Below are 16,556 nucleotides of genomic sequence, written 5' to 3'. Positions count from 1 at the left end.
GAATGTCTGGAGCCATTCACTGGTACGATCCCCGCCATGCTGAGGAAAACCGACGTCGACCCGCGCCCCGATCGAAACGACGATGACGAGGGTACGCCCGTCTCCGTGAAGATCCGTGAGCGCCTCACCGCGGCGCGCAAGCGCTTCAACGCCAACGACAACATCGCCGAGTTCATCGAGCCCGGCGAACTGGAGGCCTTGCTCGACGAGGTCGAGGTCAAGATGAAGGGCGTGCTCCAGAGCCTGGTCATCGACGTCGAGAACGACCACAACACCGACAACACAGCACGGCGCGTCGCCAAGATGTACCTGAACGAGGTGTTCCGCGGCCGCTATGTGGCGCCGCCCTCGCTCACCGAGTTTCCCAACGCCGAGCATCTGAACGAGCTGATGATCGTCGGCCCGATCACCGTGCGCAGCGCCTGCTCGCATCACTTCTGCCCGATCATCGGCAAGCTCTGGATCGGCGTGATGCCCAACGAGCACACCAACGTGATCGGCCTGTCGAAGTACGCGCGCCTGGCCGAGTGGGTCATGGGCCGTCCCCAGATCCAGGAAGAAGCCGTGGTGCAGCTGGCCGACCTGATCCAGGAAAAGACGCAGCCCGACGGCCTCGCGCTGGTCATGGAAGCCGAGCATTTCTGCATGGCCTGGCGCGGCGTGAAGGAAATGGACAGCAAGATGATCAACTCCGTGATGCGCGGCGTGTTCCTCAAAGACCCGAGCCTGCGCCGCGAATTCCTCTCCCTCCTGCCAAGAAAGAGCTGAGCCATGCTGGTCCGACTTCTCTACGCCAGCCGCGCCGTCGACACCAGCCCCGAGGCCATCGAGGCGATCCTTGCGCAATCGCGCACGCACAACACGACCTGCGGCATCACCGGCATCCTCTGCTACGGTGCCGGCACCTTCCTGCAAGCCATCGAGGGTGGCCGCATGGCCATCAGCGAGCTCTACGGCCACATCCAGCGCGATGCGCGCCACAAGGACGTGGTGCTGCTGCACTACGAAGAGATTTCCGAGCGCCGCTTCGGCGGCTGGACGATGGGACAGGTCAACCTGTCGAAGCTCAACGCATCGACGCTGCTGAAGTACTCCGAAAAGCCCGAGCTCAACCCGTACGCGGTGTCGGGCAAGGTTTCGCTGGCGCTGCTCGAAGAGCTGATGGCCACCGCCGCCATCGTCGGCCGTCACTAGTCCGGCAGGGGTGCCGCTCTCCGCATTCGCGCTGATCCTGCTCGCCGGGATCGTTCACGCAGGCTGGAACATCGCCGCCAAGAAGGCGAACGGTGATGCGCGATTCAGCTTCCAGACCAGCGTGTTCAACATGCTCATCTGGGCGCCCGTGGGCATCACGCTGGGCTGGAACGTGGTGCCCGGCTGGGGCGTGACGGAGTGGGGCTTCGTCGTGCTCAGCGGCGTGCTGCACATCTTCTATTTCATCGTGCTGCTGCGCGGCTATCGCAAGTCGGACCTCACGGTGGTCTACCCGCTCGCGCGCGGTTCGGGGCCGCTGCTGTCGTCGCTGGTGGCGGTGCTTTTCCTGGGCGAGAAGATCAGCCTGGTTGGCGTGGCAGGCATCGCTGGCGTGGTGGGCGGCGTGTTCCTCGTTGCCGGCGGGCCCAAGCTGTGGCGCAAGGCGCATGACCCGGCGCAGCGCGAGCGCGTGCACAAGGGCATCCGCTACGGCGTGCTGACCGGCGGCTTCATCGCGGCGTACACCGTGACCGACAGCTACGCGGTCAAGTTCCTCGCGATGTCACCGATCCTGCTCGACTACTTCGGCAATCTCGTGCGCATGGTGCTGCTGGCGCCTGTCGCGCTGAAGGACCGTGCGACCACCGCGCGCATGTGGCGCGAGCAGTGGGAGTACGCGCTGCTGGTGGCGGCGGTCAGCCCGGTGTCGTATGTGCTGGTGCTGTACGCGGTGCAGCAGGCGCCGATCTCGCACGTCGCGCCGGCGCGCGAGGTGTCGATGCTGTTCGCCGCGTTGATCGGCGGCCACTTGCTGCGCGAAGGCGACCGGCTGCTGCGGCTGCTCGGCGCGCTGTTCATCGCCGCCGGGGTGGTGGCGCTCGCGATGGGCTGAGGCGATGGTGCTGTTCGGCTGCGACTTCTCCAGCGCGCCGACGGCACGCAAGCCGATCGTGATTGCGGTTGGTGAACTGGCCGGTGCCGACCGCGTCAGGCCGACCAGCCTGCAGCGCTTCGCGACGCTCCAGGCGTGGGGCGAATGGCTGTGCGCCACGCCGTCCTGGACCGGTGGTTTCGACTTTCCGTTCAGCCTGCCGCGCGAACTCGTCGAGCATCTGCGATGGCCCCTGCAGTGGAAGCCGCTGATGGCCCACTACGCCAGCCTGAGCCGTGCCGAAATCCGCGAGACCTTCGCTGCGTTCTGCGCGGCGCGCCCGGTCGGCGGCAAGTTCGCGCACCGTGCGACGGACGGGCCTGCGGGCTCCAGCCCCTCGATGAAGTGGGTCAACCCGCCAGTGGCCTACATGCTTCATGCGGGCGTGCCGCGCCTGCTGGCGGCCGGTGCGCGCATTCCAGGCCTGCACGCAGGCAGCGGTGCCGACCGCATTGCGCTGGAGGCCTATCCCGGCCTGCTGGCGCGCGAACTGATCGGGCGCCGCAGCTACAAGAGCGACGACCTGCAGAAGCAGACGCCCGAGCGGCACGCCGCACGCGCCGACCTGCTGGCCGCGCTCGAAGCGGGCACGACTCGCCTCGGCCTGCGGCTCTCCATCACCAGGCCGCAGCGTGCCGAACTGCTGGCCGATGCCCGCGGCGACGATATCGACGCAGTGCTGTGCCTCCTGCAGGCGGCCTGGGGCCTGCAGCGTGCCGGCAGCCCCGGTCCGGGCCACGGCCTGCCGGAAAGCGTCGACCCGCTTGAAGGATGGATCGTCAGCGCCTGAGCCTTGTTGTCCTACACCGCTTCGGGCTTCCGTCGGCATTCGCCGTCACCGGCCGGGGCCTAGATTGAAATCAGTGGGTCATTCCGGCCCACGGATTTCACTACCCCGAACAGGAAGGAAGCGACATGAACAAGGACCAAGTGGCAGGCCGCGTCGAGGAAGCCAAGGGCAAGCTGAAGGAAGTCACCGGCAAGGTCGTGGGCAACGAAAAGCTCGAGGGCGAGGGCATTGCCGACCAGGCCGCCGGCAAGGTGCAGAAGACCTATGGCGACGTCAAGGAAAAGGCCAAGGACGCGATCAAGTCGGGCGCCGACAAGTTGTGACCGAACAGGGCGGCGGGCACACCCCGCAGCCCTTTTCCATCTCCGTGAGTGACTGGAGGATTCCCATGAACAAATCGAATCAATACATCGCCATGCCGCATTCGCGTGCGTGGCTTGCCGTGCTCGTGGCCGGCGCAGCGCTGACGCTGGCCGCCTGCGACAAATCCGACAACCGCACCGCGGGCGAGAAGCTCGACAGCGCGGTGGCAAAAACCGAGCAGGCCGCCGATACCGCGGCCGCCAAGACCGGCCAGGCTGTAAAGGACGCCACGGCCAAGGTCGAGTCGTCCAGCACCACTGCTGAGGTGAAGGAAGGCATGGCCAATGCCAAGGAAGCGGCCAAGGAAGCGGCCAAGGATGCCGGCGCGGCGATGAGCGCGACGGTGAACGATGCCGCCATCACGGCTTCTGTATCCGCGGGCCTGGCCAAGGATCCGGACCTGAGCGCGATCAAGATCAACGTCGACACCAAGGGCGGCGCGGTGAGCCTGAAGGGCCCGGCGCCCACGGCGGCAGCCAAGGCGCGTGCCGAAGAGATCGCCAAGGGCGTGCAGGGCGTGACGTCGGTGAGCAACCAGCTCGAAGTGAAGGGCTGATTGATTGCCCCGGCGAGCTTTACTCGTTCACCCATGAAAAAGCCCGGTTCTACCGGGCTTTTTCATGGGCGGGGCACGCAGCCCCGGGAGTCAGTGACCGAGCCAGTCCTTCAACTCGTCGGCATGCTCTTCCTCGTCCGAGAGGATGTCTTCGAGCATGCGGCGCGTGGTCGGGTCCTTGTCGCCGATCAGCGCGATCATCTGGCGGTACGACTCCACTGCGATGCGCTCCGCGATCAGGTTGGCGCGCACCATCGATTGCAGGTCGGTCGACTCGTCGTATGCCGCATGGCTGCGCTCCAGCAGGTGCGAGGGCGCGAAGTCGGGCTCGCCGCCGAGCTGCACGATGCGCTCGGCAATGCGGTCGGCATGGCCCGACTCTTCGTTGGCATGCACCAGGAACTCGTCGGCGATGGCGGGCGATTCGACGCCGTTGGCGGTGAAGTAGTGGCGCTTGTAGCGCAGCACGCAGACCAGCTCGGTGGCCAGCGCATCGTTCAGCAACTGGACGACGTCGTCGCGCCAGGGGCCGTAGCTGGGGGTGACGGCGCCGTCGTCGAGGCTCTTGCGCGCGGCATCGAGGCCGCCCTGGTCGAGCACCAGGTGCTTGTGTCCGTTGGTCTTGGAGGAAACATCGGCTTTCATGGAGGGTCCTTTCGTGGGGGGCTTGGGGTCTTCTGCATCAACGTGTTGACCAGGTCAGCCACGTCGGATGTCTTCAGTACCGCCGCCAGCACGGCCGTGGCCGACAGCAGTCGCCATGGCCTGACGAGCACCAGCACCGCGCCGGTGGCCGCGGCGGCCGCCATCAGCTTGGCCGGCTCCTTGCGCGCGTAGTGCTCGAGCAGCGGACGCGCCAGCTGGCCGACCGCATGCGCGGGGTGCCGGCGCCACCAGCGTTCCACCACGCTGCGGCCCACACCGAGCCACACGTTGTTTCTCGTTCCTCCTCCTTCTCTTCTTCCTCTTTCTCCTCGCGGGTTGCGCGGGTGCTGGTCATGCGGCGGCGCAGCAGCCGAGGCTTCGTGCTGCGCGTATTCCAGATCGTCGTTGTCGGGTGCGTCAGCGCCGTCGTTCAGCTGCCGCACAAGCGCGCGGCGCGAGAGGGCCAGGCGCTGCTGCGGGGTGAGGAGATGACGTTCAGCGCTGACCATGGCGGGCTCCGGTGTCGCGCAAGGCCTGCAGGTCGGCGTCGAGCTGCGAGCGCAGGTCGTCGAAACCGTGGCCCGGCACGGGCCGTGTCGCATACCACGCACAGATGGCCGCGATCACCACGGCCACGGCCGGCACGGCCACCAGCACCCAGTGAAAGCTGCCGTGCATCACGCCGAGCAGCACGGCCACGCCTATGAGCCCGAGGGCCAGCGTGGCGCTGGCCACCGCCAGCAAGGCCGCGACGAGCCGGGCGACGAGGCCGCGCCCCGCCTGCGCGGATTCCTGGCGGACGAGGGCGGCGTAGTTGGCGAGATGTTCAGCAACGAGATCCGGATGCCCGAGCACCGTGGAAAAAATCGGATGAAGCATGGTGCCGGGAACCGGTGCAGCGACGGAAATTCAGCGGCGAATCAATAGTCGTCCCGGCTGCGGCGGCTGGCCAGCACGATGAGTGCCGTGATGGCTGCGCCGGCGGCTGCAGCCAGCAGTACGGAGCGCACTGGCTGGTCGGAGATGTAGCGGCCGGTGACGTCGGCAGCCTGTTCGATGCGGCGCTGCGCACGTGCGCTGGTGGTGGACGCGGCGTCCAGGCCGCGCTGAACGGCTTGCTGCACGCGGGCTGCGAGCTGCTCGACACCCGGTTCGGCATCGCGTTGCAGGTCGCGGACCTTTTCACCCGCCGCATTCACCGCGTTCTGTGCGTAGGCGCGGGTGGTTTCGACCGCTTCACGCGCGGTCTGGCGCACGTCGTCGGCGAGTTGCGAGGGAGTCTTGGTCGTCGTGTTCATGTGAGGTCCTTTCCGGAAAAATGAAATGCGCAAGCCTGTTGATCGTAACGACGCTACTTGCGTCGAAGCAAGCCGGCAAGGAAGCTCGCAATCGCGAGGATCGCGAAGATCACGAAAAGGATCTTGGCAATGCCCACCGCGCTGGCGGCGATGCCGCCGAACCCGAACAGGGCCGCGATCAGGGCGATGACCAGAAACACCACGGCGTAATGCAGCATGTGGAACTCCTTCGAGGCTTGCCTCGTCGTTATGAAAACCCATCGCATCCGCAACCTCGCGCAGAGGCTTCGGATGGCATGGGTGCAACCTTAAGTGGGGGCATGCCCCCGACCTGTCAGCGGCCAGGGGCGGGGTGCGTAGGAGATGGCCGAGTCGCTCTGCGCCCGCGCGTGCAGAAGTGCCGCTCCTGCAGGCAGCTCAGGCCGGCTTGACGACGGGGAGCATGGCGCTCAGGCGGGTGCCCTTGCCCGGCGTCGAGGAGACCGTGAGCTTGCCGCGCGCTGCCTCCACCCGGTGCCGCATGCCCGCGAGGCCATGCGTCGACGGGCGCATGCGCTGCGTGTCGAAGCCCTTGCCGTTGTCGGCCACTTCCACGATGACGTGGTTGTCGTAGTTCTTCAGCACGATGGTGGCTTCGCTGGCCTCGGCGTACTTGCTGATGTTGGTGAGGCTTTCCTGGACCATGCGATAGATGGTGAGCTGGCGCGACTCGTCCATGGTTACCGGCTCCAGCGCCATCTCGATCTGCAGGCCCGAGCGTTCCCCGAACTCGCGCCCCAGGATCTCCAGCGAGGCGACCAGCCCCAGGTTGGAGAGCGACGACGGCCGCAGGTCTTCGATGATGCGGCGCTTGAGCGCGATGCCGCTGTTGAGCAGGTCGGTCAGGTGCTGCAGCCGCTGGATCGCGTCGGGCGAGTCCGCCAGCCGCGACTTCAGACGCGCCACGTCCAGCTTGGCGGCGGTGAGCAGAGAGCCCAGTTCGTCGTGCAGCTCGCGCGCGAGATAGCCGCGCTCGGTTTCGCGCACGTCCTGCAGGTGGGTGGCCAGTTCGGCCAGCGAGGCGGTGCGCTCGCGCACTTCGTCTTCCAGCGCATTGCGCTCGCGTTGCAGGGCCTCCTGCTGGCGCTCGCCGATGGAGTGCAGCGCATGCGTCTGGCGCAGGTACAGGAAGAAGGCGAACAGCGCGGCCAGCGCCACGATGGCGGTGCCGATGCGCGCCAGCTGCAGCGAGCGCAGCACCTGCTCCTGGCTCTGGTGCAGGGTGACGTTGCTGATCTTCACCAGCTCGCCCGCCGTCGCGCGGATGGAGTCCATCTCCTCGCGGCCCACGTCGGTCGTGATGACGAACTTCCAGGCGTCTTCCTTGCCGTCCTGGCGCAGCCGCACGCTCATGTCCATCTCGGCCACCTTGCGCAGCACGTGCTTCGACAGCTCGGCCAGCTGGGTGAGTTCGGCCGGACGGCCGGCGTACAGCCGGCGAAGGGTCGCGAGCTGGCCGTCGACCTGCTTGACCGCGTCGTCATAGGGTTTTCGGTAGTTCGCCTCGCCGGTCAGCAGGTAGCCTCTCTGGCCGGTCTCGGCATCCAGCATGTTCTGCAGGATCTGGTTGAGCGCGCCCCGCATCTGCTGCGCCTCGTCGATGTCGGCGAGGGCGCGGCTCGACTGCCGGTAGCCGGCCTCGTTGATGCCGACGAGGGCCAGCGCAGCCAGCGCCGCGAGCAGCAGGCTCACGGCCATTCTTGGAGGAGCTAACCAGTGCATGAAACTTTCGAGGCTGCGTACTACGCAAGTTCGTGAATAATTGATAACAATCAGGGACCCGGTATGTTGCGACCCGCATGTCCGCAACACAACGAAGAAAGTAACAGATGATCAAAATCGGAATTGTGGACGACCACGCCATCGTGCGATCGGGCCTCCGGCAGTTCTTCTCCGAGCACGTGGACCTGCGCGTGGCGGGTGAAGCAGCCAGCGGCCGAGAGGCAATCGAGCTGGTGCGCACCACGGAGCTGGACGTTCTGGTCATGGACCTTTCGATGCCCGGTCAAAGCGGTATCGATGCGCTCGCCATGATCCGCGCCAAGGCGCCGGACGTGGGCATCCTCATATTGAGCGGATACCCCGAAGAGCACTACGCGATGAACCTGATCCGCCAGGGCGCGAGCGGCTACCTCAACAAGGAGTGCGATCCCATCGAGATCGTCAACGCCATCCGCACCATCTCGCTGGGCCGTCGCTACATCACGCCCGCCGTGGCTGAACTGCTGGCCCGCCAGCTCGACCGCAAGGACGACGCCGCGCCGCACGAGCAGCTCTCGGAGCGCGAGTTCCAGGTGTTCCTGAAGCTCGCCAAGGGCGAGACCGCCGGCGACATCGCCAAGACGCTGTCGTTGTCGGTGAAGACCGTGAGCACCTACCGCACGCGCCTGATGGAGAAGATGAACCTCTCCTCCAACAGCGATCTCACCTACTACGCGCTGAAGAACAAGCTGATCGACTGAGATCGGCCAGGGAGCGGAAAGAGTGGGGAGGGGGCCCAACGCGGCTTCTTCCTCAACCCGCCTCGGGAGCCCCGGGCGCGGGGTGCAAGGCCTTGGCCTGCACGATGCAGAAGTCGACCAGCGCGTCGATTTCGTTCGACTTGTCGAACACCGCGTCGACCCCGAACTCGGCGCAGCGCCGCCGGATGTCGGGCGTCGCATAGTTGCTGAGCACCACCACCTTCTGCAGCGGCTTGCGCGACTGGCAGGCCTGGAGCACGCCCAGACCGCTGCCCTGCTTGAGAAAGAGATCGACGATGACGAGGTCCCACTCGCCATCGTGGCCGAGCAGCCATGCGCGTGCGCCGCTTTCGGTTTCGGCAAAGCCGACGACCGTGGTGGAGGTGAGTTCTTCCAGCGTGCCAATGAGGTTTTCACGGATCGTGAGGTTGTCTTCGACGACGTAGGTCTGCAATCTGGAATCCATGCCGAACCGCGCTTCCTCTGAGGTTGGCAGACGCATTTGCAGCGCCTCTCTGGTGCAAATGCCTGCCAGCGTGGACTTTGAGGCGTTGCGGCGGCAGATCATGCAAGCTTCGGCGCGTGGCTCTTGTAGGCGAGGTCCGACGCGTGCATCCGTCGAAGCCTGCAAGGTGCATTCGTAGGCAATGCCTCACGGTTTCTGCGGCCCATCGCCGACCCGGGCGGCGCGATCATTCGAGTTACAAGGACCCATGGCAACGAACGCAACGAACATCCTGCGCAACCGACCGCTCTGGCAGAAGCTGGTGGCCGGCGTCGTGCTGCTGTTCGCGGCGCTGGTCGTCGGGCTTGCCTTCTTTCCCTGGGACATGCTGCGCGAGCCGGTCAACCGCTATGTCAGCGAGAAGACCGGGCGCAAGTTCGAGATCACGCGCCGGCTCGACGTGGGCCTTGGCTGGCAGCAGGCCACGGTCAAGTTCGACGGCATCGAGTTCGCCAACCCCTCGTGGGCGCGCGACCCTTACCTGGTCAAGGCGGATCGCGCCGAGTTCGACATCCGCATCTGGCCGCTGATCGCCAGCAAGATCGTCATTCCGCGGCTCGCGCTCTTCTCGCCCACGCTGGGCCTGCAGGTGGAGGCGGACGGGCGCCGCACCTGGGCGCTCGGCAAGGACACCTCCGATGGCGGCACCGTGCCCAGCATCGGCCTGATGCAGGTCGACACGGGCGCGGTCGACTTCCTGGCCAAGCACCTTGGGGTCGACCTGCACGCCGACCTGAGCTACGACAGCAGCCGCGGCGAGATGCCGCTCAGCTACCGCATCAAGGGCCGCTACAAGGGGCAGCCGCTGACCGCCAGCGGACGCACCGGCAACGTGCTGCAGATCAACGCCGCGGGTGCGCCGCCGTTTCCGATGGAGATCAACGCGGCCGCCGGGCAGACCCAGCTGAAGGCGGCCGGCACGGTGGCCGAACTGTCGGGGCTCGACGGCATCGACGCCAAGTTCGAAATCAAGGGCCAGACGCTTGGCGCCCTGTTCCCGCTGCTGGGCATCGCGCTGCCGCAGACCTCGCCCTACGCCCTGAGCGGCAGCCTGGGCAAGCGCGGCAAGCTGTGGCAAGCCACCGGCCTCAAGGGCAGGCTGGGCCTGTCCGACATCGCCGGCGACATGCGCTTCGACCAGGCCGGCCAGCTGCCACATCTGGCGGGCGACCTGCGCTCACGCGTGATGGACATGGACGACCTCGGCCCGCTGATCGGCCTGCCGCCCACGGCGCGCACTGCCGCCGCCGTGGAAGGCGTGGCTCCGCCGCCGACCATCACGCAGGTCAAGCGGCCGGGCGGCAAGGTGCTGCCCACGGCGCCGCTCGACTTCGAGCGCCTGCGCGCCATGAACGCCGACGTGAAATACACGGCAGACCGCATCCGGAACGTGCGCGACGTTCCGCTGGACAGCGGCAGCGTGCAGGTCAAGCTGGCCAACGGCGTGCTCACGCTCGACCCACTCGACCTGGGTGTGGCCGGCGGCAAACTGAGCGGTGCGATCCGCATCGACGCCTCGAAGAACCCGGCGGACATCCGCGCCTCGCTCGACGTGCGGGCGATGCAGCTGGCCCGCCTGTTCCCCAAGCTCGAGACCACGGGCAACAGCGTGGGCCGGCTGGACGGGCGCATCAACCTGTCGGGCTCGGGCAGCACCGTGGCCAACTGGCTGGGGGGCGTGTCGGGCGACGTGGCGGTCATTTCGGGACGCGGCCAGTTCGGCAACCTTTTGCCGGTGTTCGCGACGCTGGTGGGCGGCGACATCATCAAGTTCATGCTGCGCGGCGATCGCAACGTCGAGCTGCGCTGCGCGGCCCTGGCTTTCGACGTGAACAAGGGGCTGATGACCGGGCGCACGCTTGTGGTAGACACGACCAACGCCGTGTTCATTGCCACCGGCCAGGCCAACCTGGCGACCGAGGGGCTCGATTTCGTGGTCCGGCCGGAGCCCAAGAGCAAGAGCATCCTGTCGATTCGTACGCCGTTGGTGGTGAGCGGCACCTTTGGCGATCCGAAGGGCGGTGTGGAGGTCGTTCCCCTGGCGGGGCGCGGGCTGGCTGCGCTGGCGCTGGGCGCCATCAATCCGCTGCTGGCGCTGGCCGCGACCATCGAGCCCGGCCCGGGCGTGGATTCCGATTGCAAGGGTGTGCTGGCGCAGGCCAACAAGCCCACGGCCGGGGCCGCCGCCAACGGCGCTGCCCGCGCTAAAGGGGCAAAGCAGCCTTAGAGGGGAAGGGCGGGGCGCTGCGCGCAGACGCTGCAGTGCGGGTCGCGCGCCACGCGCAGTGTGTCGAAAGAGGTGCTGCGCCCGTCGAACATCAACAGCTTGCCCGCCAGCGACGGGCCGATGCCGGCCAGCAGCTTCAACGCCTCGCTGGCCTGCAGCGTACCGATGGTTCCGACCACGGGGCCGAACACTCCAAGCACTGCACAGCGCGTTTCCTCGAAATCCGCATCGGGCGGGAACAGGCAGGCATAGCAGGGCGAGGCGGCGTCGCGGGTGTCGTACACGCTCAGCTGGCCATCGAAACGGATCGCCGCGCCCGCCACCAGCGGCTTGGCGTGAGCCACGCAGGCGCGGTTGACGGCCTGTCGGGTGGCGAAGTTGTCGCAGCAGTCGACCACCACGTCGGCCTGCGCGACCAGGCGTGACAGCAGCGCCTCGTCGGCGCGCAGGGCGTGGGTTTCGATGGCGATGTCGGGGTTGATGTCGCGCATGGCCTGCGCGGCGGATTCGACCTTGGCGAGGCCCACACGCGCGTGGGTGTGGGCGACCTGGCGCTGGAGATTGGTGAGATCGACCTCGTCGTCGTCGACCAGCACGATGTGGCCGACCCCCGCTGCCGCAAGGTAGAGGGCCACCGGCGAACCCAGCCCGCCGGCGCCTATGACGAGAACCCGTCCCGCACTGACGCGCTCCTGCCCGTCGATGCCGAACTCCTCGAGAAGGATGTGGCGCGAATAGCGCAGCAGCTGGCTATCTTCCATGCGCCACCGGCTCTCAGTTCTCTTTCTTCTCTTCCTTGTTGTCGACGATGATCTGCGTCTTGCTGACCAGCACCGGCTGGCCCTTCAGGCGGTTGAGCGCCTGCACCAGCGGGAAGTCCTTGTCGGTGCCGAACTCGGGTACCTTGCGGTCCTGCGGCGGCTTCTTGGCTTCTTCCTCGAGGCGCTTGCGGGCTTCGTCGCGGGCCTTTTCGCGTTCCGGGTCCTTGACTTCGGGGCCCTGGCCGCTGGCCAGGTGCTTCTCGAGGTCGGCCTCGCGCATGCGCAGGGCGGCAAACGGGCTGCCTTCGGCGCTTTCGTCGATCAGCACGTTGGGTACGATGCCCTTGGCCTGGATCGAGGTGCCGCTCGGCGTGTAGTAGCGCGCCGTGGTGATCTTCAGGCCGGTGTCGGGGCCGAGCGGGCGCACCGTCTGCACCGAGCCCTTGCCGAATGTCTGGCTGCCCATGATGGTCGCGCGCTTGTGGTCTTGCAGAGCACCGGCCACGATTTCGCTGGCCGAGGCCGAGCCTTCGTTCACCAGCACCACCAGCGGCACGCTCTTGAGCGCGGCCGGCAGGCTGCGCAGCGGGTCGCTGCCCGAACGGCGCTGGTAGAACTCCGGCGCCGCCTTGTAGACCGACTTGCTTTCGGCCAGCTGGCCGTCGGTGGTGACCACCGTGACGTTCTCGGGCAGGAAGGCCGACGACACCGCCACCGCCGCGTCGAGCAGGCCGCCCGGGTCGTTGCGCAGGTCGAGCACCAGGCCCTTGAGGTTCGGGTCTTCCTTGTACAGGTCGTCGATTTTCTTGACGAAGTCGTCGACGGTGCGCTCCTGGAACTGCGACAGGCGGATCCAGCCATAGCCGGGTTCCATCATCTTGCCGCGGACCGACTGCGTGCGGATTTCTTCGCGCGTGATCGTCACCGGGAAGGTGCGGCTCTCGTCCTTGCGGAAGATGGTCAGCAGCACCTTGGTGTTGGCCTCACCACGCATGCGCTTGACCGCCTCGTTCAGCGACAGGCCGCGCACGGCGGTGTCGTCGATCTTGGTGATCAGGTCATTGGGCTTCAGGCCGGCGCGGAAAGCAGGGGAGCCTTCGATGGGCGAGACGACCTTGATGAGGCCGTCTTCCTGCGAAATCTCGATGCCCACGCCGACGAAGCGGCCGGTGGTGCCTTCCCTGAATTCCTTGAAGGACTTCTTGTCGAAGTACTGGGAATGCGGATCGAGGCCGGCAACCATACCCGAAATGGCGTCGGAGATGAGCTTTTTCTCGTCGACCGGCTCGACGTAGTCGCTCTTGACCATGCCGAAGACGGCAGCGAGCTGCTGCAATTCCTCGAGCGGCAGTGGCGCAAGCGAACCGCGTGCGACTGTCTGCAACGAGACGGTGGTCAGGACGCCTGCTACGGCGCCGGCGGCGACCCAGCCGGTGATCTTCAGTTTCTGGCCCATCATGAGTGGTTGTCCTTGTCGGCGGCTGTCGAATCAATATACACAGCTTGGAAGCAATTTGTTTGCCGGGGTTCCACGGATGGAGCGCCGGGCAGGGGCTTTCAGGGCGGTCTTTACCGGTCTTTTCAGCCCTTGCCTTGCGATGCCACCGCTGCGGCTGCCTTTTCGGCGGCTGCGGCATCGCCGAGATAGTAGTGGCGCAGGGGCTTGAGGTCGTCGTCGAGCTCGTAGACCAGCGGAATGCCGTTCGGGATGTTCAGGCCGACGATGGCGTCGTCGGAGATGCCGTCGAGGTACTTCACCAGCGCCCGGATCGAGTTGCCGTGGGCCGCCACGACCAGGCGGCGCCCGGTGCGGATGGCCGGCGCCATCGACTCGTTCCAGAAGGGCAGCACGCGCGCCACCGTGTCTTTCAGGCACTCGGTCAGCGGAATCTGTTCGGGCGCCAGCTTGGCGTAGCGCACGTCGCCGCGCTCGCTGCGCGGGTCGTCGGCTTCCAGGGGCGGGGGCGGGGTGCCATAGCTGCGGCGCCAGACCAGCACCTGCTCGTCGCCGTACTTCTTGGCGGTTTCGGCCTTGTTCAGGCCTTGCAGGCCGCCGTAGTGGCGCTCGTTCAGGCGCCAGGAATGGACCACGGGCAGCCAGGTGCGATCGAGTTCGTCGAGCGTGTGCCACAGGGTGCGGGTGGCGCGCTTGAGCACGCTCGTGTAGGCGACGTCGAAGTCGTAACCTTCGGCCTTGAGCAGCCGGCCGGCCTGCTTGGCCTGCTCCACGCCGGTCTCGGTCAGGTCCACGTCGGTCCATCCGGTGAAGCGGTTTTCGAGATTCCAGGTGGATTCGCCGTGACGGATCAATACCAGTTTGTGCATGTGGGAGGCCTTTGGCTGCGCTTGCGAAACCTCGCATTCTAAAATCCCCGGTTTGCCATTCAAGGAACCCCCGTGAAATTGATCGAATTCGTCACCGCGAACTGGATGCTGATCCTGATCGCGCTCAGCTCGGGAGCCATGCTGGCCTGGCCGCTGGTGCGGGGGGCGAGCGGCGGAACGCTCACGGCGCAGGGTGCCGTGCAGCTCATCAACCGCGAGCGCGCGGTGCTTGTCGATGTGCGCGAGGCGGAAGAATTCGCCACCGGCCACATGATCGGCGCCAAGAACATTCCCCTGAACCAGCTCGAGGAAAAGCTCACCGGCGCGGTCAAGAACAAGACCGTGCCGCTGCTGCTGGTATGCGCCACCGGCGCCCGCGCCCAGCGCGCCGTGGCCATGGCCAAGAAGCTGGGCTACGAGCAGGCCCAAGCCGTGGCCGGCGGGCTGAAAGCCTGGAAAGACGCTAACCTGCCCGTTGAAAAGGCCTGAAATCTCCCCGAGATAGAGCGTATGCAAGCAGTCAAGATGTACACCACCGCCGTTTGCCCCTATTGCACGCGTGCGAAGCAAATCCTGAAGTCCAAGGGCGTCGAGCAGATCGAAGAGATCCGCATCGACACCGACCCCCAGGCCCGCAACACCATGATGGAAATCACCCAGCGCCGCACGGTGCCGCAGATCTTCATCGGCGATACCCACGTGGGTGGCTGCGACGACCTGATGGCCCTCGACAGCCGCGGCGGCCTCGTGCCCCTGCTGCAGAGCGCCTGAAACACAAAGCAACCGGCGTCACGGAAGTGGCGCGGTCGCCGGGCGATAATCGTTCGCTCATCCATCTGCAGCCCGCTGCGGGAACCTCTCCCCGGCGGGCATTGTTTTGATCCTCGAAAGTTCAGCCATGGCCGACCAGCAAGCCCAAGATCCCGTTTTCCAGATCCAGCGCGTCTACCTCAAGGACCTGTCGCTCGAACAGCCCAATTCGCCCGCGATCCTGCTGGAGCAGGAGCAGCCCACCGTCGACATCCAGCTCGGCGTGGACGCCCAGCCCGTGACCGACGGCATCTTCGAGATCACCGTGTCGGCCACCGTGCAGACCAAGATCGGCGACAAGACCGTGTTCCTGGTCGAAGCCAAGCAGGCCGGCATCTTCGAAATCCGCCACCTGCCGGAAGAGCAGATGGGTGCCATCCTGGGCATCGCCTGCCCGCAGATCGTCTACCCGTACCTGCGCGGCAACGTGGCCGACGTGATCCAGCGCGGCGGCTTCCCGCCCGTGCACCTGGCTGAAATCAACTTCCAGGCGATGTACGAGCAGCAGCAGGCGCAGGCCGCTGGCCAAGCTGCGCCGACCCTGGCGCAGTAAACAGCGCCCAACGCCCTCGATGTCGCCAACGCCGATGAAGATCTGCGTTCATGGCGCCGGTGCCTGGGGCACGGCAGTCGCTGTCAACGCGGCGGCTCGCCACGAGGTCACGCTCTGGGCGCGCGATGCCGCCCAGGCCGACGCCATGTCGGCCGCGCGTGAAAACACCCGCTACCTGCCCGGGCTGGCACTGCCGGCCTCGCTTGCCGTGCGCGCGGGCGACATCGGCCAGGCGCAGGCCGGCGCCGACCTCGTCATCGTGGCCACCCCCATGGCTGCCCTGCGTGAACAGCTCATTGCACTGCGTGGCACCACTGCGGCGGTGGCGTGGCTGTGCAAGGGCGTTGAGCCCGCACTTGACGCCTCACCCGCATCCTTCGGCCTGCTCGCCCATGAAATCTGGGCGCAGGTTGCTCCTGATTTGAGAGCGGGCGTGCTCAGCGGCCCCAGCTTCGCGCAGGAGGTTGCCGAAGGGCGCCCGACCGCGCTGGTGGCCGCCAGCCCGCATGCCGCCGTGCGCGACACGCTGGTCGACGCCTTCCACGGCCCCGCGCTGCGCGTCTACGCCAACGAGGACATCGTGGGCGTGGAAGTGGGCGGCGCGGTGAAGAACGTGCTGGCCATCGCCACCGGCCTGTGCGACGGCCTCGCGCTCGGGCTCAACGCCCGCGCGGCGCTCATCACCCGGGGCCTCGCAGAAATGACGCGCTTCGGCCTCGCGCTGGGCGCCCGCGCCGAAACCTTCATGGGCCTTTCGGGCCTGGGCGACCTGGTGCTGACCTCCACCGGAGACCTGTCGCGCAATCGCAAGGTCGGCCTGCTGCTGGCCCAGGGCCGCACGCTGGCGCAGGCCGTCGATTCGCTGGGCCATGTGGCCGAAGGCGTGTACTGCGCCCGCACCGTGGTGCAGCGCGCGCGTGGCCTCGGCATCGAGATGCCGATCGCCGAAGGCGTGGTCGCGCTGCTCGACGGCCGCGTGAGCCCGCAAGACGCGGTGGCCGCCCTGACCGGCCGCGACCCGGTGCCGGAATCCGTGCCGCCCGGCGCTGCGGCTTCTCCTCGCCATTCCTCTTAATAAAAAAACGCAGAGACAAAGA

The 16,556-nt window shown here is 66.7% G+C and carries 22 protein-coding genes; 12 read left to right on the top strand and 10 right to left on the bottom strand.

Going from position 1 to position 16,556, the window contains the following annotated elements:
* The first annotated feature begins 36 nt into the window (after positions 1-36).
* From folE to ACZYSP_RS21910, 6 genes are all read left to right on the top strand, one after another.
* Positions 37-768 (top strand): GTP cyclohydrolase I, encoded by a 732-nt coding sequence (gene folE, locus ACZYSP_RS21935; RefSeq protein WP_093057483.1) that lies wholly within the window; start codon positions 37-39, stop codon positions 766-768.
* A 3-nt stretch (positions 769-771) separates the two neighbouring features.
* On the top strand, positions 772-1,194 hold the full coding sequence (locus tag ACZYSP_RS21930) for a BLUF domain-containing protein (RefSeq protein ID WP_093057484.1): 423 nt from the start codon (positions 772-774) through the stop codon (positions 1,192-1,194).
* A 10-nt stretch (positions 1,195-1,204) separates the two neighbouring features.
* Positions 1,205-2,086 carry an EamA family transporter gene (locus ACZYSP_RS21925; protein ID WP_489016524.1) on the top strand — a complete coding sequence of 294 codons (882 nt, stop codon included), beginning with the start codon at positions 1,205-1,207 and terminating at the stop codon, positions 2,084-2,086.
* A 4-nt stretch (positions 2,087-2,090) separates the two neighbouring features.
* On the top strand, positions 2,091-2,915 hold the full coding sequence (locus tag ACZYSP_RS21920) for a DUF429 domain-containing protein (protein ID WP_489016522.1): 825 nt from the start codon (positions 2,091-2,093) through the stop codon (positions 2,913-2,915).
* A gap of 125 nt (positions 2,916-3,040) precedes the next feature.
* Positions 3,041-3,238, top strand: a complete 198-nt coding sequence (locus ACZYSP_RS21915; RefSeq protein WP_093057487.1) for a CsbD family protein — start codon at positions 3,041-3,043, stop codon at positions 3,236-3,238.
* 65 nt (positions 3,239-3,303) lie between these two features.
* On the top strand, positions 3,304-3,834 hold the full coding sequence (locus tag ACZYSP_RS21910; RefSeq protein ID WP_489016520.1) for a BON domain-containing protein: 531 nt from the start codon (positions 3,304-3,306) through the stop codon (positions 3,832-3,834).
* A 90-nt stretch (positions 3,835-3,924) separates the two neighbouring features.
* On the opposite strand, the gene ACZYSP_RS21905 is transcribed toward ACZYSP_RS21910, so the two are convergent.
* The 6 genes from ACZYSP_RS21905 to ACZYSP_RS21880 all read right to left on the bottom strand — a co-directional run bounded on the left by ACZYSP_RS21905 (position 3,925) and on the right by ACZYSP_RS21880 (position 7,514).
* Positions 3,925-4,479: a ferritin-like domain-containing protein gene (locus ACZYSP_RS21905; RefSeq protein ID WP_093058056.1), complete on the bottom strand. Its 555-nt coding sequence runs from the start codon at positions 4,477-4,479 to the stop codon at positions 3,925-3,927.
* Positions 4,476-4,988, bottom strand: a complete 513-nt coding sequence (locus tag ACZYSP_RS21900) for a hypothetical protein (protein ID WP_489016518.1) — start codon at positions 4,986-4,988, stop codon at positions 4,476-4,478. The genes ACZYSP_RS21905 and ACZYSP_RS21900 overlap by 4 nt, the downstream gene beginning before the upstream one ends.
* Positions 4,975-5,358, bottom strand: coding sequence for a phage holin family protein (locus ACZYSP_RS21895; protein WP_093058054.1), 384 nt, complete (start codon positions 5,356-5,358; stop codon positions 4,975-4,977). The genes ACZYSP_RS21900 and ACZYSP_RS21895 overlap by 14 nt, the downstream gene beginning before the upstream one ends.
* A gap of 41 nt (positions 5,359-5,399) precedes the next feature.
* Positions 5,400-5,777 carry a hypothetical protein gene (locus ACZYSP_RS21890; RefSeq protein ID WP_093058053.1) on the bottom strand — a complete coding sequence of 126 codons (378 nt, stop codon included), beginning with the start codon at positions 5,775-5,777 and terminating at the stop codon, positions 5,400-5,402.
* Between the two features lie 53 nt (positions 5,778-5,830).
* Positions 5,831-5,995 carry a DUF1328 domain-containing protein gene (locus ACZYSP_RS21885; protein ID WP_007837165.1) on the bottom strand — a complete coding sequence of 55 codons (165 nt, stop codon included), beginning with the start codon at positions 5,993-5,995 and terminating at the stop codon, positions 5,831-5,833.
* 199 nt (positions 5,996-6,194) lie between these two features.
* Complete coding sequence (locus ACZYSP_RS21880) at positions 6,195-7,514, bottom strand: CHASE3 domain-containing protein (protein WP_093178720.1); 1,320 nt, start codon at positions 7,512-7,514, stop codon at positions 6,195-6,197.
* A 131-nt stretch (positions 7,515-7,645) separates the two neighbouring features.
* Between ACZYSP_RS21880 and ACZYSP_RS21875 the strand changes: the two genes are divergently transcribed.
* Positions 7,646-8,278, top strand: coding sequence for a response regulator (locus ACZYSP_RS21875; protein WP_007837167.1), 633 nt, complete (start codon positions 7,646-7,648; stop codon positions 8,276-8,278).
* 52 nt (positions 8,279-8,330) lie between these two features.
* On the opposite strand, the gene ACZYSP_RS21870 is transcribed toward ACZYSP_RS21875, so the two are convergent.
* Entirely contained in the window at positions 8,331-8,744 is a 414-nt protein-coding gene (locus ACZYSP_RS21870; protein WP_093077435.1) for a response regulator, read from the bottom strand.
* Positions 8,745-8,991: 247 nt separating this feature from the next.
* Between ACZYSP_RS21870 and ACZYSP_RS21865 the strand changes: the two genes are divergently transcribed.
* Positions 8,992-11,010 (top strand): AsmA family protein, encoded by a 2,019-nt coding sequence (locus ACZYSP_RS21865; protein ID WP_489016512.1) that lies wholly within the window; start codon positions 8,992-8,994, stop codon positions 11,008-11,010.
* Here ACZYSP_RS21865 and ACZYSP_RS21860 read toward each other — a convergent pair.
* The 3 genes from ACZYSP_RS21860 to gpmA form a co-directional block, all read right to left on the bottom strand.
* The gene (locus ACZYSP_RS21860; RefSeq protein ID WP_093077432.1) at positions 11,007-11,771 is read right to left on the bottom strand and encodes a HesA/MoeB/ThiF family protein; all 765 of its coding nucleotides are present in this window, start codon (positions 11,769-11,771) and stop codon (positions 11,007-11,009) included. The genes ACZYSP_RS21865 and ACZYSP_RS21860 overlap by 4 nt on opposite strands.
* 13 nt (positions 11,772-11,784) lie before the next feature.
* Entirely contained in the window at positions 11,785-13,227 is a 1,443-nt protein-coding gene (locus tag ACZYSP_RS21855) for a S41 family peptidase (RefSeq protein WP_093058069.1), read from the bottom strand.
* Between the two features lie 125 nt (positions 13,228-13,352).
* Complete coding sequence (gene gpmA, locus ACZYSP_RS21850; protein WP_093178714.1) at positions 13,353-14,096, bottom strand: 2,3-diphosphoglycerate-dependent phosphoglycerate mutase; 744 nt, start codon at positions 14,094-14,096, stop codon at positions 13,353-13,355.
* Between the two features lie 105 nt (positions 14,097-14,201).
* Here gpmA and ACZYSP_RS21845 point away from each other — a divergent pair, with 105 nt between their 5' ends.
* The 4 genes from ACZYSP_RS21845 to ACZYSP_RS21830 all read left to right on the top strand — a co-directional run bounded on the left by ACZYSP_RS21845 (position 14,202) and on the right by ACZYSP_RS21830 (position 16,534).
* Complete coding sequence (locus ACZYSP_RS21845) at positions 14,202-14,585, top strand: rhodanese-like domain-containing protein (protein ID WP_489016695.1); 384 nt, start codon at positions 14,202-14,204, stop codon at positions 14,583-14,585.
* 21 nt (positions 14,586-14,606) lie between these two features.
* Entirely contained in the window at positions 14,607-14,867 is a 261-nt protein-coding gene (grxC, locus tag ACZYSP_RS21840; protein ID WP_093058047.1) for a glutaredoxin 3, read from the top strand.
* A 127-nt stretch (positions 14,868-14,994) separates the two neighbouring features.
* Positions 14,995-15,459 carry a protein-export chaperone SecB gene (gene secB / locus ACZYSP_RS21835; protein ID WP_093058046.1) on the top strand — a complete coding sequence of 155 codons (465 nt, stop codon included), beginning with the start codon at positions 14,995-14,997 and terminating at the stop codon, positions 15,457-15,459.
* 34 nt (positions 15,460-15,493) lie between these two features.
* On the top strand, positions 15,494-16,534 hold the full coding sequence (locus ACZYSP_RS21830) for an NAD(P)H-dependent glycerol-3-phosphate dehydrogenase (protein WP_307616255.1): 1,041 nt from the start codon (positions 15,494-15,496) through the stop codon (positions 16,532-16,534).
* The last annotated feature ends 22 nt before the right edge of the window (positions 16,535-16,556 follow it).

Source organism: Variovorax sp. F042, assembly GCF_057814215.1.
The sequence above is the reverse complement of the archived record's forward strand: the minus strand, read 5'-3'. Positions and strand labels throughout refer to the sequence as shown.

Bases quoted from the DNA above. Each gene is read 5' to 3' on its own strand.
- ACZYSP_RS21900 (WP_489016518.1), bottom strand. From the start codon at position 4,988: ATGGTCAGCGCTGAACGTCATCTCCTCACCCCGCAGCAGCGCCTGGCC.
- ACZYSP_RS21845 (WP_489016695.1), top strand. From the start codon at position 14,202: ATGCTGATCCTGATCGCGCTCAGCTCGGGAGCCATGCTGGCCTGGCCG.
- ACZYSP_RS21890 (WP_093058053.1), bottom strand. From the start codon at position 5,777: ATGAACACGACGACCAAGACTCCCTCGCAACTCGCCGACGACGTGCGC.
- ACZYSP_RS21830 (WP_307616255.1), top strand. From the start codon at position 15,494: ATGAAGATCTGCGTTCATGGCGCCGGTGCCTGGGGCACGGCAGTCGCT.
- ACZYSP_RS21915 (WP_093057487.1), top strand. From the start codon at position 3,041: ATGAACAAGGACCAAGTGGCAGGCCGCGTCGAGGAAGCCAAGGGCAAG.
- ACZYSP_RS21920 (WP_489016522.1), top strand. From the start codon at position 2,091: ATGGTGCTGTTCGGCTGCGACTTCTCCAGCGCGCCGACGGCACGCAAG.
- ACZYSP_RS21875 (WP_007837167.1), top strand. From the start codon at position 7,646: ATGATCAAAATCGGAATTGTGGACGACCACGCCATCGTGCGATCGGGC.
- ACZYSP_RS21895 (WP_093058054.1), bottom strand. From the start codon at position 5,358: ATGCTTCATCCGATTTTTTCCACGGTGCTCGGGCATCCGGATCTCGTT.
- secB (WP_093058046.1), top strand. From the start codon at position 14,995: ATGGCCGACCAGCAAGCCCAAGATCCCGTTTTCCAGATCCAGCGCGTC.
- ACZYSP_RS21855 (WP_093058069.1), bottom strand. From the start codon at position 13,227: ATGGGCCAGAAACTGAAGATCACCGGCTGGGTCGCCGCCGGCGCCGTA.
- grxC (WP_093058047.1), top strand. From the start codon at position 14,607: ATGCAAGCAGTCAAGATGTACACCACCGCCGTTTGCCCCTATTGCACG.
- ACZYSP_RS21905 (WP_093058056.1), bottom strand. From the start codon at position 4,479: ATGAAAGCCGATGTTTCCTCCAAGACCAACGGACACAAGCACCTGGTG.
- folE (WP_093057483.1), top strand. From the start codon at position 37: ATGCTGAGGAAAACCGACGTCGACCCGCGCCCCGATCGAAACGACGAT.
- ACZYSP_RS21865 (WP_489016512.1), top strand. From the start codon at position 8,992: ATGGCAACGAACGCAACGAACATCCTGCGCAACCGACCGCTCTGGCAG.
- ACZYSP_RS21930 (WP_093057484.1), top strand. From the start codon at position 772: ATGCTGGTCCGACTTCTCTACGCCAGCCGCGCCGTCGACACCAGCCCC.
- ACZYSP_RS21860 (WP_093077432.1), bottom strand. From the start codon at position 11,771: ATGGAAGATAGCCAGCTGCTGCGCTATTCGCGCCACATCCTTCTCGAG.
- ACZYSP_RS21885 (WP_007837165.1), bottom strand. From the start codon at position 5,995: ATGCTGCATTACGCCGTGGTGTTTCTGGTCATCGCCCTGATCGCGGCC.
- ACZYSP_RS21880 (WP_093178720.1), bottom strand. From the start codon at position 7,514: ATGGCCGTGAGCCTGCTGCTCGCGGCGCTGGCTGCGCTGGCCCTCGTC.
- ACZYSP_RS21870 (WP_093077435.1), bottom strand. From the start codon at position 8,744: ATGGATTCCAGATTGCAGACCTACGTCGTCGAAGACAACCTCACGATC.
- gpmA (WP_093178714.1), bottom strand. From the start codon at position 14,096: ATGCACAAACTGGTATTGATCCGTCACGGCGAATCCACCTGGAATCTC.
- ACZYSP_RS21910 (WP_489016520.1), top strand. From the start codon at position 3,304: ATGAACAAATCGAATCAATACATCGCCATGCCGCATTCGCGTGCGTGG.